The sequence below is a fragment of the Nonomuraea composti genome (assembly GCF_012034275.1).
GTDB classification, from domain to species: domain Bacteria; phylum Actinomycetota; class Actinomycetes; order Streptosporangiales; family Streptosporangiaceae; genus Nonomuraea; species Nonomuraea composti.
In genome coordinates, this window is record NZ_JAATEP010000002.1 from 34,658 (window position 1) to 47,862 (window position 13,205).

Here is a 13,205-nt window from a genome sequence, read left to right on the forward strand (position 1 = left end):
GCTCAGATCTCCTTGACGTGCTCGAACGGCTCGAGACAGGCGGTGCAGCGGTAGAGGGCCTTGCAGGCGGTGGCGCCGAACTCCGAGGTGAGCCGGGTGGCCGCCGACCCGCAGCGGGGGCAGGGCGGCGCCGGGCGCGGCGGGCCGAGCGTGAGCAGCACCGGCCCGGGACGTCTGGGGGCGGGGCCGGGCGCCGACAGGCCGGCGGCGCGCAGGGCGGCGCGGCCCCGCTCGGAGATCCAGTCGCTGGACCAGGGCGGGTCGAGCACGACCCGCACCTCGACGCGGTCGAACCCGGCGTCCTGAAGGCGGTGGACGAGGTCGTCGCGCATGGTCGCCATGGCGGGGCAGCCGGTGTAGGTGGGCGTGATCGAGGCGACGACGACCTCGCCGTCCGCGTCCCGCTCCACCTCGACGCCGCGCAGCACGCCGAGGTCGGTGAGGGTCAGCATCGGCATCTCGGGATCCCGCACCTGCCCGGCCACCTCCAGCGCCCGCCGCCCGACCTCCGTCGCCTCGGAGCCGCGGGGCGTGGCGGAGGGGTGGCGGGGGCCCGGCGTTCCCGCGTCGCGCCGTGCGATCGCGGGCCGGTCGGCGGTCACCAGCGCCCGCTCGGGTGGGCGCGGGCGACGACCTGCATCTCGGCGAGCAGCCGGCTCAGGGCCTCGGTGTGCAGGCCGTCGCGTCCGGTCCGGCCGCCGACGCCTGCCAGGGGCGCCCGTCCGGGACGGGGGACGCCGCTGACGGTGAGCACCTGGTCGAGGACGGCGTCCACCTCCTCGCGCAGCTCGGCCGGATCGACGCCGACGCCCGCCATCGCGAGGGAGCGTTCGAGCGGGTGCGCGGCGACCAGCTCGCCCCGCAACGGCCACAGGGCGTCGAGCGCGGCGAGCAGCCGGCGGTGCGACTCCTCGGTGCCCTGGGCCAGCGTGAGGAACCAGCGCCCGGCCCAGTCCCGGTGGTAGGCGACCTCCTTGACGCCCTTGCCCGCGACCGCCGCCAGCACGTGGTCCCGGCTCGCCCGCAGCCGCTCCAGCAACGCCAGGCGCGCCGTGGAGAACAGCAGCAGCCGCACCACGACGTGCGCGAAGTCGCCGTTGGGCACCTCGGCCAGCCGCACGTTCCTGAAGTCGCGGTCGTCGCGGAAGAAGGCGAGCGCGTCCTCCGGCGGCACCGGCGACCCCTCGGGCAGGGCGGGCACGACGCCGGGGTCCGCGGCGGCGGCCCTGGCCAGCAGGAGGCGGGCCTGCCCGAGCAGGTCGAGCGCCATGTTGGCCAGCGCGATGTCCTCCTCCAGGTCGGGCGCGCGGCTGCACCACTCCGACAGGCGCTGCGACATGATGAGGGCGTCGTCGCCGAGCATGAGGCAGTACGCGGCCAGCTCGGCGGGGTCCACGCCGTCGGGCGTCGTGGTGTCGACGCCGGCCAGCGGGTCCTCGAAGTCGGTGCCGAAGGCCCACTGGGAGGAGTCGCCGCCGAGCAGGCCATCGAAGACGCTGCCGTGTTCGTCGCTCATGGGTTCCTCACATGTGGGGGACGTCGTCGGGAATGTCGTAGAACGTCGGGTGCCGGTAGACCTTGTCGCCGTTCGGCCCGAACAGCGGGTCCTTCTCGTCCGGGCTGGAGGCGGTGATGGCGTCGGCGCGGACGACCCAGATGCTGACGCCCTCGTTGCGGCGGGTGTAGACGTCGCGGGCGTGCCGCAGGGCCATCGTGTCGTCGGGGGCGTGCAGCGACCCGACGTGCACGTGGTTGAGCCCGCGCTTGCCGCGGACGAACACCTCGTAGAGCGGCCATTCCCGCCGGTCGGCGCTCATCGGGCGACACCCTCCCGCGCGGCCGGGCCCGAGGCGCCCTCGGCCTGCTCGCGCGCCGCACTCTCACGCGCCGCGGCCTCGCGCTCGGCGAAGGCGGTGGCGGCCTCGCGGACCCAGGCGCCCTCCTCGTGGGCGGCCCTGCGGTGCGCGAGCCGCTGCGCGTTGCACGGCCCGTCGCCCCGGATGACCGCCGCGAACTCCTGCCAGTCGGGCTCCCCGAAGTCGTAGTGCCCGCGTTCCTCGTTCCAGCGCAGGCCGGGGTCGGGCAGCGTCACGCCCAGCGCCTCGGCCTGCGGGACGGTCATGTCGACGAACTTCTGGCGCAGCTCGTCGTTGGAGTTGCGCTTGATGCCCCACGCCATGGACTGCGCGCTGTTGGGCGACTGCGCGTCGGGTGGCCCGAACATCATCAGCACCGGCCACCAGAACCGGTCCACCGACTCCTGCACCATGGCGCGTTGCTCGTCGGTGCCGCGCATCATCGTCATGAGCAGCTCGTACCCCTGACGCTGGTGGAAGGACTCCTCCTTGCAGATGCGGATCATGGCCCGCCCGTACGGGCCGTAGGAGGTGCGGCAGAGCGGCACCTGGTTGCAGATCGCGGCGCCGTCCACGAGCCAGCCGATCGTGCCGACGTCGGCGTAGGACAGGGTCGGGTAGTTGAAGATCGAGGAATATTTCTGCCTGCCGCTGAGCAGCAAATCGGTGAGCTCGGCGCGGGAGACGCCCAGGGTCTCGCACGCGGAGTACAGGTAGAGCCCGTGACCGGCTTCGTCCTGCACCTTGGCCAGCAGGATCGCCTTGCGCCGCAGGGAGGGCGCGCGGCCGATCCAGTTGCCCTCGGGCTGCATCCCGATGATCTCGGAGTGCGCGTGCTGGGCGATCTGGCGGACGAGCGTCTTGCGGTAGGCGTCCGGCATCCAGTCCCGGGGCTCGATCCGGTCGTGGCGGTCGATGGTCGCGTCGAACGCGGCCTGAAGGTCCGGCTCCGCCGGGATCGTCGTCATCTTCCCTCCGAGACACATCGTGCTTATTTACTTATCGCTCGGTCAGTAATACCGTGACACGGGTCGGGGTCTTCGCGCAACAGGTCCCGGGGAAAGGAGACAGCGTGAGCGCGCTGCTGGAGAGCTACGCCGCCGGACGATGGTTCCGCGCGGCGGACGACGGTGAACCGCTGCTCGACGCCGCCACGGGCGAGGAGGTCGCGCGGATCTCCAGCCGGGGGCTGGACGTCGCGGCCATGGTCAGGCACGCCAAGGACACCGGCGGGCCGGCACTGCGATCCCTGACCTTCCACGAGCGGGCGGGCCTGCTCAAGGCGCTGGCCAAGCACCTGCTGGAGCGCAAGGAGGAGCTGTACGCGCTGTCCGTGCGCACCGGCGCCACCGCCCGCGACACGGCCGTCGACGTCGACGGCGGCATCGGCACCCTGTTCAGCTACGGCAGCAAGGGCGTCAGGGAGCTGCCGAACGACACGGTCGTCCTCGACGGCGGGCTGGAGCGGCTGGGCAAGGGCGGCACGTTCGCCGGCCAGCACCTCTACACCTCCCGGCCGGGCGTGGCGGTCCAGATCAACGCCTTCAACTTCCCCGTCTGGGGCATGCTCGAGAAGCTCGGCCCCGCCTTCCTCGCCGGGCTGCCCACGATCGTCAAGCCCGCCAGCCAGACCGCGTACCTGACCGAGCTGGCCGTCCGGTACATCATCGAGTCCGGCATCCTGCCCGAGGGCACGCTGCAGCTGCTCGCCGGGTCGGCGCGCGGGCTGCTCGACGAGCTGACGATCCAGGACTGCGTGGCGTTCACCGGCTCGGCGCACACGGCGGGCATCCTGCGCCGCCACCCCAACGTGCTCGACGGCGGCGTGGCGCTCAACGTCGAGGCCGACTCGCTCAACTGCTCGATCCTCGGCCCCGACGTGGGGCCGGACGATCCGGAGTTCGACCTGTTCGTCAAGGGCGTCGTGACCGAGATGACGGTCAAGGCCGGCCAGAAGTGCACCGCCATCCGCCGGGTGCTCGTGCCCACGGGGCTGGCGAGCCAGGTGGTGGACGCGCTGGCCGACCGCCTCGGCAAGGTGGGCGTCGGCGACCCGCGCAACGACGCCGTCCGGATGGGGCCGCTGGCCAGCCTCGGCCAGCGCGAGGAGGTGCGCAAGGCCGTCGAGGCGCTGCTGGCCGGCTCCGAGGTCGCCTTCGGCGACCCCAAGGGCGCGGCCCTGCTAGACGGCGACCCCGAGCGCGGCGCGTTCATGACGCCGCTCGTGCTGCGCGCCCGGCCAGGGGCGGTCGAGCCGCACGACGTGGAGCCGTTCGGGCCGGTGAGCACGGTGATCGGCTACGACGGCCTCGACGACGCGGTGGCGCTGGCCGCCAGGGGCAGGGGCAGCCTCGTGGCCTCCCTCGCCACCCACGACCCCGGCGTGGCGCGCTCCGTCGTGCTCGGGCTCGCGCCGTGGCACGGCCGCGTCCTCGTGCTCGACCGCGACGACGCCAAGGAGTCCACCGGGCACGGCTCCCCGCTGCCCGTGCTCGTGCACGGCGGCCCCGGGCGGGCCGGCGGCGGCGAGGAGCTGGGCGGCGTGCGCGGCGTCCTGCACCACATGCAGCGCACCGCCGTCCAGGCGTCGCCCGACCAGCTCACCGCCATCACCGGCCGCTGGACGACGGGCGCCGCCCGCACCGAGTCGCAGGTGCACCCCTTCCGCAAGTCGCTGGCCGAGCTGCGCATCGGCGACACGATCGCCTCCGCGCCGCGCACGGTGTCGCTGGCCGACATCGACCACTTCTCCGAGTTCACCGGCGACACCTTCTACGCGCACACCGACCCCGAGGCCGCCGCGCGCAACCCGCTGTTCGGCGGCATCGTCGCCCACGGCTACCTCGTGGTGTCGCTGGCCGCCGGGCTGTTCGTCGACCCGGCGCCCGGCCCCGTCCTCGCGAACTTCGGCGTCGACTCCCTGCGCTTCCTCACCCCGGTCAAGGCCGGCGACAGCATCGCCGTGACGCTCACCGTCAAGCAGATCACGCCGCGCGGCAACGCCGACTACGGCGAGGTGCGCTGGGACGCCGTCGTCACCAACCAGGACGGCGCGCCGGTCGCCACCTACGACGTGCTCACGCTGGTCGCCAAGACCTGGGAGGCGTCGTGAACGGGGCCCCGGTCTCCGTCGAGCGCGACGGCGCCGTGGCCGTCGTGACGCTGAACCGTCCCGAACGCCGCAACGCGCTCGACGGCAAGACCAAGACGGCGCTGCGCGGCGCGCTGGAGGACGTCGCCGCCGACGACGCCGTCCGGGCCGTGCTGCTGACCGGCACGGGCGGCTCGTTCTGCGCGGGGCAAGACCTGGCCGAGCACGCGGCGGCGCTGCGCGAGGACCCCGCGCACGCGTTCGACACGGTCGAGGAGGACTACGCGCCCGTCATCAGGCTGCTGGCCACGATGCCCAAGCCGGTCGTCGCGGCCGTGAACGGCACCTGCGTGGGCGCGGGGCTGGCCCTCGCGCTGGCCTGCGACCTGCGGGTCCTCGCGGAGGACGCGGTCTTCGGTACGGCGTTCAGCGCGATCGGCCTGACCTGCGACTCCGGGCTGTCCTCGACGCTCACCCGGGCGGTGGGGGAGTCGCGGGCCAGGGAGCTCGTCCTGCTCGCCGAGCCGTTCGGCGCGGAGCAGGCGGTCAATTGGGGCATCTCGGGGCGGGTGGTGCCGCGCGACGAGGTCGCGGCGCAGGGCCGGGCGCTGGCGGCCCGGCTCGCGGCCGGCCCGACCGCCGCCTACGCCGAGACCAAGCGGCTCATTGCGCAGTCGTGGGAGCGCGACCTCGGGGCGACGCTGCGGGCCGAGGCCCAGGCGCAGGCGCGCCTGGGCCTGACCGCCGATCACGCGGGGGCGGTGGAGGCGTTCCTCGGCAAGCGCAAACCCACCTTCGAGGGCCGCTGACCTCGCCAAGGAGGGCTTGGGATCAGTCGCAGTGCTCGAAGGGGCTGGTGTAGGTGCTGCTGCCGATCGAGCCGCCCCACCTGACGCACTGCCCGGGGGCCGACCGGATGACGGGCCCGGCGTAGTAGCCGAAGCTGCCCGAGTTCGTCGTCCTGGTCGAGCCCTGCGGCTCGAGGAAGGCCGACATCGACGACGGCGTGCCGACGTTCGTCGTCTTCAGGGTCACGACGCAGTTGGCGCTGTTGCCGGAGTTGTAGAGCAGGTAGACGCGCCCGCCGGTGAGGGCGGCCGAGTCGATGACGCCGTAGCCGCTGCCGCACACCTCTTCGGGCGTGTACGGGTTGCCGCCGCACGCGTTGGTGCTCGTGACGGCCTTCTTCTGGCCCAGCGACACGGTGACGCCGTCCACGGTGGGGCTGGTGTCGACGGCGCCGGTGGAGGTGCGCTGCTCGTAGTGCAGGTGCGGGGCGGTGGAGCCGCCGGTGGAGCCGACCGTGCCGATCGCGGTGCCCTGGCCGACGCTCAGCGAGCCGCCGGCGGCGCGCACCATGGTGGCGAGGTGGGCGTAGCGGGTCCGGGTGCCGTCACCGTGCCGGATCTCGATCCATTTGCCGTAGCTGGTGTTGCCGGCGTCGTAGAAGTACGCGGTGCCGGCGGCCGTGGCGCGCACGGTCTCGCCGTTGATGTCGTCGCCTCCGTAGTCCTGCCAGTCGATGGCGCCGGAGGGGCTGTGATCGGGCGTCCAGTTGTTGGCGTAGAACGTCTTTCCGCAGTTGAACGGGCTCTTGTGGCTGGTGGCCAGAGTTTCCACGGGGTCCGCGGACGCGGGCCGCGGCAGCAGCGCGGCGGCGAGGGCGAGGGCCGCGAGCAGCGCGGCCTTTCCGATCTTGGGCATGCTTCACCTCGTGCGGGAGGGGGTGGAGGGTAACGGTCGAACGCCCAATCTCTCCGCCCCCCGGTGGAGGGGCGGCTTGATCGTGAAGATATCCTCGAAAGTTCTCTTCATCAATCCCTGATGATTGAAACTTTCCGGCTTCCCGGTGAGACTCCGGGGCTCAGGTCTCGATGCCGTGCCGGAGCATGCGCCAGATCCGCTCGGCGGTGCGCGTGCGCTCGTCGGCCGGGACCTCGGTGAGCATGAGGGCGAGCATGCCGACGGCCAGCACCAGGTCATCGGTGCTCACCTCGGCCCGCACCCGGCCCGCCCGCTGCGCCTCGGCCAGCCCCGACTCCAGCAGCCGCGCCAGCCGGTCGCGCACGGCCAGGATGCGCGGGTCGGGCTGCGGCGGCAGGCTCACCATGGTGACGAACGTGGTCTGCGCGACGGCCTGCTCGGTGACCAGCGCCAGCACCTCGTCGAGGGTGGTGCCCGGCTTGGCCGCCAGCGACTCCAGCTCCGCGATGCTGCCCTCGAAGACGGCCAGCGCGAGGCTGACCCGGTCGGGGAAGTGCCGGTAGAGGCTGCCCTGGCCGACCCCGGCCGCCCGCGCGACCTCGGTGAGCGGGGCGTCGTAACCGGCGGTGGCGAAGGCCTCGCGCGCCGCCGCGATCAGCGCCGCCCGGTTGTGCGCCGCGGCCTTCGGGCCGCGGTTGGGTCGACGGGCAGCGGTCACGACGGCTATGGTACCAACCGGACGATACAGTCCGGTTGTGTCCCGACCGAAAGGACGATCCTTCACCATGACCTTCGACGACCGTGTCGCCCTCGTGACGGGCGCCGGATCCGGGATCGGCCGCGCCATGGCCGTCGCCTTCGCCAAGGCCGGCGCCCGCGTCGTGGCCTGCGACATCGATCCCGGCAGCGCCGCGAGCACCGCCACGGACGTCGGCGGCACCGCCGTCACCGCCGACATCGGCGACGAGTCCTCGGTGGCCGCGCTGGTCGAGACCGCGATCGGCACGTACGGCCGGATCGACGTGCTGTGCAACAACGCCGGGATCATGGACACCATGGCCCTGCCCGCCGACATCCCCGTCGAGCAGTGGGAGCGCGTCCTGCGCGTGAACCTGACCGGCACGTTCCTGGTCACCCACGCGGTCCTGCCGCACATGCTCGCCCAGGGCGGCGGCGCGATCGTCAACACCGCCTCCGAGGCGGGCATCCGCGGCGGCGCGGCCGGCGCCGCCTACACCGCCTCCAAGCACGGCGTCGTCGGCCTGACCCGCAGCGTGGCCTGGGCCTACGCCAAGGACGGCATCCGCTGCAACGCCATCCTGCCCGGCCCGACCATGACCAACATCGCCAACGGCGCCTCCTTCGACCCCGCCGGCGCCGCCCGCCTCGGCCCCGTGCTCGCCCTGGGGGAGCGCCTGGCCCAGCCCGAGCAGATGGCCGAGGCGGCGCTCTTCCTGGCCTCGGACGCCGCCTCGTTCGTCAACGGCGCGATCGTGCCGGTGGACGGCGGCTGGTCGGCCGCCTGACCGCCCCGCCACCGGGGCGGCGGCCGTCAGGAGCACCCGCCCCCGCCGCCGTCGCCCCCTGAGGACCCGCCGCAGTCGCCCCCCGAGTAACCCCCGCCGTCACCTCCGGAGTAGCCCCCGCTCATGAAGCCGAAGGACGTGCCGCTTGAGTACGTGCCGCCGGCGTACGGGCGGCCGGACCGCCGCCGCGCGGGACGCGAGCGGCCGGTCAGCGAGGTGACCATGCTCACGAGAATCACCAGGACCGCGAGCACGAAGAACGCCGCCAGAATCGTCGAGAACGTCACAGGATCATCCCCCCGGATAGTCCCAGAACCGCCTTTCACCCAAGGTAGCCACGGCCCCTGACGCCGGCAGGGTTCTGCTCCTTTCGATCACTCATCGCCGCGGACGCGCCCACCACAGGAAGAAGTCGATCTCGGCCTGGGCGCGCTCACACGACCTTCGTGTTGACCTCCGGGAAGTGGCAGGCGGCCGGATGGCCGGTGCCCCGGTCGATCAGGGCGGGCTCCTCGGTGGCGCAGATGTCCTGGGCCTTCCAGCAGCGCGTACGGAACCGGCACCCGCTCGGCGGATCCAGCGGGCTCGGCACCTCGCCGGTGAGGATGATCCGCTGCCTGCGGCGCTCCTCCTCCGGGTTCGCCGTCGGCGCCGCCGACAGCAGCGCCTGCGTGTACGGGTGCACCGGCCGGTCGTAGACGTCGTCCCGCCGCCCCATCTCGACGATCTTGCCGAGGTACATCACCGCGACCCGGTCGGAGATGTGCCGGACCACCGACAGGTCGTGCGCGATGAAGATGTACGACAGGCCGAACGTGTCCTGGAGGTCCTCCAGCAGGTTGATCACGCCGGCCTGCACGGACACGTCCAGCGCCGACACCGGCTCGTCCAGCACGAGCAGCTTGGGCTCCAGCGCGAGCGCGCGGGCGATGCCGACGCGCTGGCGCTGGCCGCCGGAGAACTCGTGCGGGTACCGGTTGCCGTGCTCCGGGTTGAGCCCGACCAGCTCCAGCAGCTCCGACACCTTGGCCGGGCCGGTGTCGCGCCACCGGTCGTGCACCTTCAGCGGCTCGGCGATGATGTCGTTCACCGGCAGCTTCGGGTTGAGCGAGGCGTACGGGTCCTGGAAGACGATCTGCATGTCGCGGCGCACCGCGCGCATGCGCTTGGGCGCCAGCGTGGTCAGCTCGGTGCCCTCGAAGCGCACCGAGCCCGACGTCGGCTTGTGCAGCTGCAGGATGGCCCGGCCCGTCGTCGACTTGCCGCACCCCGACTCGCCGACCACGCCCAGCGTCTCGCCCTGGTCGACGTGCATGGACACGCCGCTGACCGCCTGGATGTGGCCCGACACCTTGCGCAGGAACCCCGCGCCGCGCACGGGGAAGCTCATCACCAGGTCCTCCACTTCGAGGAGGTGCTGCTGATCGCTCATGTGACGGGCTCACTCTCCGTACGGAACAACGCGGTGGGGTCCGCCACCGCGGCCAGCTGGTCCCAGTGGTGGCAGGCGGCGTAGTGCCCGCCCTCGTCGACCTCTGCGAGCGCGGGCTCCTCCGCGCGGCAGCGGTCCTCGGCCAGCGGGCAGCGCGGCGAGAACGGGCAGCCGGACGGCAGGTTGATCAGGGACGGCGGGGCGCCGCTGATGGGCCGCAGCCGCCCGCCGGACGTCTCCAGGGACGGCATCGAGCCGAGCAGCCCCGCCGTGTACGGCATGCGCGGCCGGTAGAAGATGGTGTCGGTGACGCCGATCTCGACCGGTTTGCCGGCGTACATGACGAGCACCCGGTGCGCGATGCCGGCGACCACGCCGAGGTCGTGCGTGATGAGCACGATCGCGGCGTTGACGGCGTCCTTGACCTCCAGGAGCTTCTCCAGGATCTGTGCCTGGACGGTCACGTCGAGCGCCGTGGTGGGCTCGTCGGCGATGATGACGTCGGGGTTGTTGATGACCGCCATGGCGATCATCGCGCGCTGCCGCATGCCGCCGGAGAACTCGTGCGGGTAGCTGCGCAGCCGCTGCTCGGCCTGCGGGATGCCGACGAGGTCGAGCATCTCCTTGGCGCGGGCGAGCGCCTGCTTGCGCGGCACGAGGTCGTGCGCGAGGACGGCCTCGGCGAGCTGGTCGCCGACGGTGTGCACGGGGTTCAGCGCGGTCATCGGGTCCTGGAAGATCATGGCGATCTTGCGCCCGCGCAGGCCGCGGCGCCGGCGGGCGGGCAGCTTCAGCACGTCGTCGCCGCGGTAGAGGATCCGGCCGCGGACGCGGGCGCCGCGGGGGAGCAGCCCCATCACGGCCAGCGACGAGACGGACTTGCCGGAGCCGGACTCGCCGACGATGCCGAGCACCTCGCGCTCGTGCAGGGAGTAGGAGACGCCGCGGACCGCCTGGACGAGCCCGTCCTCGGTGGGGAACTCGACGGCCAGGTCCTCCACGCGCAGGATCTCACCGGTCTCGCTGGGGTGATTCGTCATGTCAGGCACGCACCCGGGTCTGTCGGGGGTCGAACGCGTCGCGCAGACCGTCGCCGATGAAGTTGATGGACAGCGCGATCGCGATGATGAACACGCCCGGCCACCAGAACAGCCACGGGCGGGTGGTCATCGCGCTGCGGTAGGTGTCGATGAGCTGGCCGAGCGAGACGTCGGGGGGTTGCACGCCGACGCCGAGGAACGACAGCGCCGACTCCAGCAGCACCGCGTTGGCGATGGCCAGCGTGGCGCTGACAATGATGACGCCCACGGTGTTCGGCAGGATGTGGCGGAAGATGATGCGGCTGGAGGAGGTGCCGAGCGCGCGGGCGGCCTCGACGAACTCCTTCTCGCGCAGCGACAGGAACTCGCCGCGGATGAGCCGGCCCAGCGTCGGCCAGGTCACCAGGCCGATGCAGATGGCCAGGACCACGATGCCGGAGTCGCCGAACGAGCGCCCGACGATGGCGGCGATGATGAGGACCGGGATGGTGATCATCACGTCGGTGAGCCGCATGAGGATCGCTTCAACCTTTTTCCTGAAATATCCGGCGAAGGCGCCGGCCAGCGTGCCGACCGTCGTGGCCACGAACCCGACGATGAACGCCACGATGATCGACTGCTGGGTGCCGCGCATGGTCAGCGCGAAGTAGTCGATGCCGATGTTGTCCTGCCCGAACGGATGCTCGCCCCAGCGCAGCCCCTCGCCGCCCAGGAACTGCGGTACGAGGCTCAGCGTCGGCCGGCCCTGGTCGACCACCGCCCCGGTGGCCAGGTAGCTCTTGTCCCACCAGCCGGGCAGCGGCCCGAACCCGATGGAGCTGAACGCCAGCACGACGATGCCGCCGAAGACCAGCATGCCGATGAGCGCCGCGCGGTGCCGGAAGAACCGGCGCCGGACGAGCTGGGTCTGGGTGCGTGCGACGACGGTCATGCCCTGCGCGGCCCCCGCGGCCTGCGCACTGATCGCCATGGGTGGTTCTCCTGAGTGATCGGTGAACTGCGAGCTCACGACAGCCTGATCCGGGGGTCGAGGTAGGCGTAGATGATGTCGGCGAGCATGTTGAACAGCACGATCGCGCTCCCCGAGACGATGAAGAACGCCATCACCGGAGCCGGGTCCACCTGCTGCAGCCCCCTGAGGAACAGGCTGCCCATGCCCTGCCAGCCGAAGACGTTCTCGGTCACGATCGCACCGCCGATCACGCCCGCGAAGTCGAAGGCCATCAGCGTGGTGATCGGGATCATCCCGTTGCGGAAGGCGTGCTTGGTGACCACCGTCCGCTCGGGCAGGCCCTTGGCCCGCGCGGTGCGCACGTAGTCGAGGTTCATCACCTCGAGCATGCTGGAGCGGCTGTAGCGCGTGTAGGTGGCCAGCGAGATCAGGATCAGCGCCATGGTGGGCAGCAGCAGGTGACCCGCCACGTCCAGGTTGGTCTGCCAGAAGTCGCCCTTGAAGTTGGGGGTGCTGGAGCCGATCGTGGCGATCGGGCGGCCCCGTACGTAGTCGCTGTAGTCGGCGAAGCCGCGCAGCATGCGGTCGAGGAAGGTCAGCCCCGCCGTGACCAGCCCCGTCAGGACGGCGGCGAGGATCGCCTGGCGGCGCAGCAGCCCGCCGAGGGCGTAGCCGAGCCCGGCGCAGACGGCCACCGTCAGCAGCGCCAGGCCGATGATCTCCAGCCAGCTCGGGTCCGCCAGCACCGGATCCAGCACCTGCGACAGGATCACGCCGATCCCCGCGGCCGAGAGCGCGGCGTAGAGCGGGTCGCGGTAGCGCAGCCCGGAGATCAGGGCGGTGACGCCGACCGCCGTGCCGCCCGCCAGGACCGCCAGGCCGATCACGCCGATGCCCGGATCGGCGAACCAGCGGGTCACCGACAGCAGCGTCAGCGTCACGGCCGTCGCGGCGGCGCCGAGCGCGAACGCGGCCAGCCGCGCCCGCCGCCCGCCCACGAGGACGGCGGCCCAGATCAGCCCGCCGACGAGGGAGGCGACGGCGATGACGGTGGGCGAGATGACGGGGTCACGCAGCCAGTCGTTGAACTCGATCGCGATGTACTGCTTGAGCATCACCGCCACCCAGAACAGCGGGAGCGAGAAGCAGACGAACGCGGTGAAGGTGACCGAATAGTCGAAGGCGCTGTACTGGCGCAGCGCGGAGACGATGCCCACGATGACGCCGATGACGACCGCGAGCACGGTCGCGGCCACGACGAGCTGGAGCGTGGCCGACAGGGCGTTGCCGAGCAGGACCGACACGTCCTGGCCGTCCCGGTTGACGCCGAGGTCGCCGCGGAACAGGTTGCCGAGCCAGCTCAGGTACCTGAGCGGCAGGGGAACGTCGAGGTTCATCCGCTCGACCCGGTCGGCGATCTTCCTGTCCCGGTCGGGGCCCGGCAGCTCCCGCAGGTCTTCCAGCGGGTCGCCCGCGAGCGCCGTCAACGCGTAGATGACCATGGTGGCCGCCAGGAGCACGAAGAAGGAGACGATCAGTCTTCGCGCGATGAAGGCGATCACTCTTATCCCCCTTGGTTCATGTGTGGTGCTGGCGCGGGGCGG

General features: G+C 72.1%; 14 protein-coding genes. 3 read left to right on the top strand and 11 right to left on the bottom strand.

The annotated features are described in order from the left end of the window. Window positions 1-2 precede the first annotated feature (2 nt). The 4 genes from paaD to paaA all read right to left on the bottom strand — a co-directional run bounded on the left by paaD (window position 3) and on the right by paaA (window position 2,824). A complete protein-coding gene (gene paaD / locus HCN51_RS02940) occupies window positions 3-491 on the bottom strand; it encodes a 1,2-phenylacetyl-CoA epoxidase subunit PaaD (RefSeq protein ID WP_240972410.1) in 489 nt (162 codons plus the stop codon). A gap of 107 nt (window positions 492-598) precedes the next feature. After that, window positions 599-1,516, bottom strand: coding sequence for a 1,2-phenylacetyl-CoA epoxidase subunit PaaC (paaC, locus tag HCN51_RS02945; protein ID WP_168006528.1), 918 nt, complete (start codon window positions 1,514-1,516; stop codon window positions 599-601). A gap of 7 nt (window positions 1,517-1,523) precedes the next feature. Next, window positions 1,524-1,817, bottom strand: coding sequence for a 1,2-phenylacetyl-CoA epoxidase subunit PaaB (gene paaB / locus HCN51_RS02950; protein WP_080037512.1), 294 nt, complete (start codon window positions 1,815-1,817; stop codon window positions 1,524-1,526). After that, a complete protein-coding gene (paaA, locus tag HCN51_RS02955) occupies window positions 1,814-2,824 on the bottom strand; it encodes a 1,2-phenylacetyl-CoA epoxidase subunit PaaA (RefSeq protein WP_168006530.1) in 1,011 nt (336 codons plus the stop codon). Before paaA ends, paaB begins: the two co-directional genes overlap by 4 nt. Before the next feature lie 104 nt (window positions 2,825-2,928). Between paaA and paaZ the strand changes: the two genes are divergently transcribed. After that, window positions 2,929-4,968 carry a phenylacetic acid degradation bifunctional protein PaaZ gene (gene paaZ / locus HCN51_RS02960; RefSeq protein ID WP_168006532.1) on the top strand — a complete coding sequence of 680 codons (2,040 nt, stop codon included), beginning with the start codon at window positions 2,929-2,931 and terminating at the stop codon, window positions 4,966-4,968. After that, on the top strand, window positions 4,965-5,756 hold the full coding sequence (locus HCN51_RS02965; RefSeq protein WP_346433511.1) for an enoyl-CoA hydratase/isomerase family protein: 792 nt from the start codon (window positions 4,965-4,967) through the stop codon (window positions 5,754-5,756). The genes paaZ and HCN51_RS02965 overlap by 4 nt, the downstream gene beginning before the upstream one ends. 22 nt (window positions 5,757-5,778) lie before the next feature. Here HCN51_RS02965 and HCN51_RS02970 read toward each other — a convergent pair whose 3' ends face one another. Beyond that, window positions 5,779-6,651 (bottom strand): M23 family metallopeptidase, encoded by an 873-nt coding sequence (locus HCN51_RS02970; protein ID WP_168006534.1) that lies wholly within the window; start codon window positions 6,649-6,651, stop codon window positions 5,779-5,781. 160 nt (window positions 6,652-6,811) lie between these two features. Then, complete coding sequence (locus HCN51_RS02975) at window positions 6,812-7,369, bottom strand: TetR family transcriptional regulator (RefSeq protein WP_168006536.1); 558 nt, start codon at window positions 7,367-7,369, stop codon at window positions 6,812-6,814. A gap of 67 nt (window positions 7,370-7,436) precedes the next feature. Between HCN51_RS02975 and HCN51_RS02980 the strand changes: the two genes are divergently transcribed. Further along, window positions 7,437-8,177 (top strand): SDR family NAD(P)-dependent oxidoreductase, encoded by a 741-nt coding sequence (locus tag HCN51_RS02980; RefSeq protein ID WP_168006538.1) that lies wholly within the window; start codon window positions 7,437-7,439, stop codon window positions 8,175-8,177. 26 nt (window positions 8,178-8,203) lie between these two features. On the opposite strand, the gene HCN51_RS02985 is transcribed toward HCN51_RS02980, so the two are convergent. The 5 genes from HCN51_RS02985 to HCN51_RS03005 all read right to left on the bottom strand — a co-directional run bounded on the left by HCN51_RS02985 (window position 8,204) and on the right by HCN51_RS03005 (window position 13,163). After that, the gene (locus tag HCN51_RS02985) at window positions 8,204-8,464 is read right to left on the bottom strand and encodes a hypothetical protein (RefSeq protein WP_080037518.1); all 261 of its coding nucleotides are present in this window, start codon (window positions 8,462-8,464) and stop codon (window positions 8,204-8,206) included. Between the two features lie 146 nt (window positions 8,465-8,610). Next, window positions 8,611-9,609: a dipeptide ABC transporter ATP-binding protein gene (locus HCN51_RS62085; protein ID WP_168006540.1), complete on the bottom strand. Its 999-nt coding sequence runs from the start codon at window positions 9,607-9,609 to the stop codon at window positions 8,611-8,613. Continuing rightward, a complete protein-coding gene (locus tag HCN51_RS62090; RefSeq protein WP_168006542.1) occupies window positions 9,606-10,649 on the bottom strand; it encodes an oligopeptide/dipeptide ABC transporter ATP-binding protein in 1,044 nt (347 codons plus the stop codon). Before HCN51_RS62090 ends, HCN51_RS62085 begins: the two co-directional genes overlap by 4 nt. Before the next feature lies 1 nt (window position 10,650). Beyond that, complete coding sequence (locus tag HCN51_RS03000; RefSeq protein ID WP_080037522.1) at window positions 10,651-11,619, bottom strand: ABC transporter permease; 969 nt, start codon at window positions 11,617-11,619, stop codon at window positions 10,651-10,653. A gap of 35 nt (window positions 11,620-11,654) precedes the next feature. Further along, window positions 11,655-13,163: an ABC transporter permease subunit gene (locus HCN51_RS03005; RefSeq protein ID WP_168006544.1), complete on the bottom strand. Its 1,509-nt coding sequence runs from the start codon at window positions 13,161-13,163 to the stop codon at window positions 11,655-11,657. Between the last annotated feature and the right edge of the window lie 42 nt (window positions 13,164-13,205).

What these genes read in the sequence shown, in the direction of transcription:
- HCN51_RS02980 (WP_168006538.1), top strand. Translation starts at nt 7,437, where the DNA reads ATGACCTTCGACGACCGTGTCGCCCTCGTGACGGGCGCCGGATCCGGG.
- HCN51_RS03000 (WP_080037522.1), bottom strand. Translation starts at nt 11,619, where the DNA reads ATGGCGATCAGTGCGCAGGCCGCGGGGGCCGCGCAGGGCATGACCGTC.
- HCN51_RS62085 (WP_168006540.1), bottom strand. Translation starts at nt 9,609, where the DNA reads ATGAGCGATCAGCAGCACCTCCTCGAAGTGGAGGACCTGGTGATGAGC.
- HCN51_RS62090 (WP_168006542.1), bottom strand. Translation starts at nt 10,649, where the DNA reads ATGACGAATCACCCCAGCGAGACCGGTGAGATCCTGCGCGTGGAGGAC.
- paaB (WP_080037512.1), bottom strand. Translation starts at nt 1,817, where the DNA reads ATGAGCGCCGACCGGCGGGAATGGCCGCTCTACGAGGTGTTCGTCCGC.
- HCN51_RS02970 (WP_168006534.1), bottom strand. Translation starts at nt 6,651, where the DNA reads ATGCCCAAGATCGGAAAGGCCGCGCTGCTCGCGGCCCTCGCCCTCGCC.
- paaC (WP_168006528.1), bottom strand. Translation starts at nt 1,516, where the DNA reads ATGAGCGACGAACACGGCAGCGTCTTCGATGGCCTGCTCGGCGGCGAC.
- paaA (WP_168006530.1), bottom strand. Translation starts at nt 2,824, where the DNA reads ATGACGACGATCCCGGCGGAGCCGGACCTTCAGGCCGCGTTCGACGCG.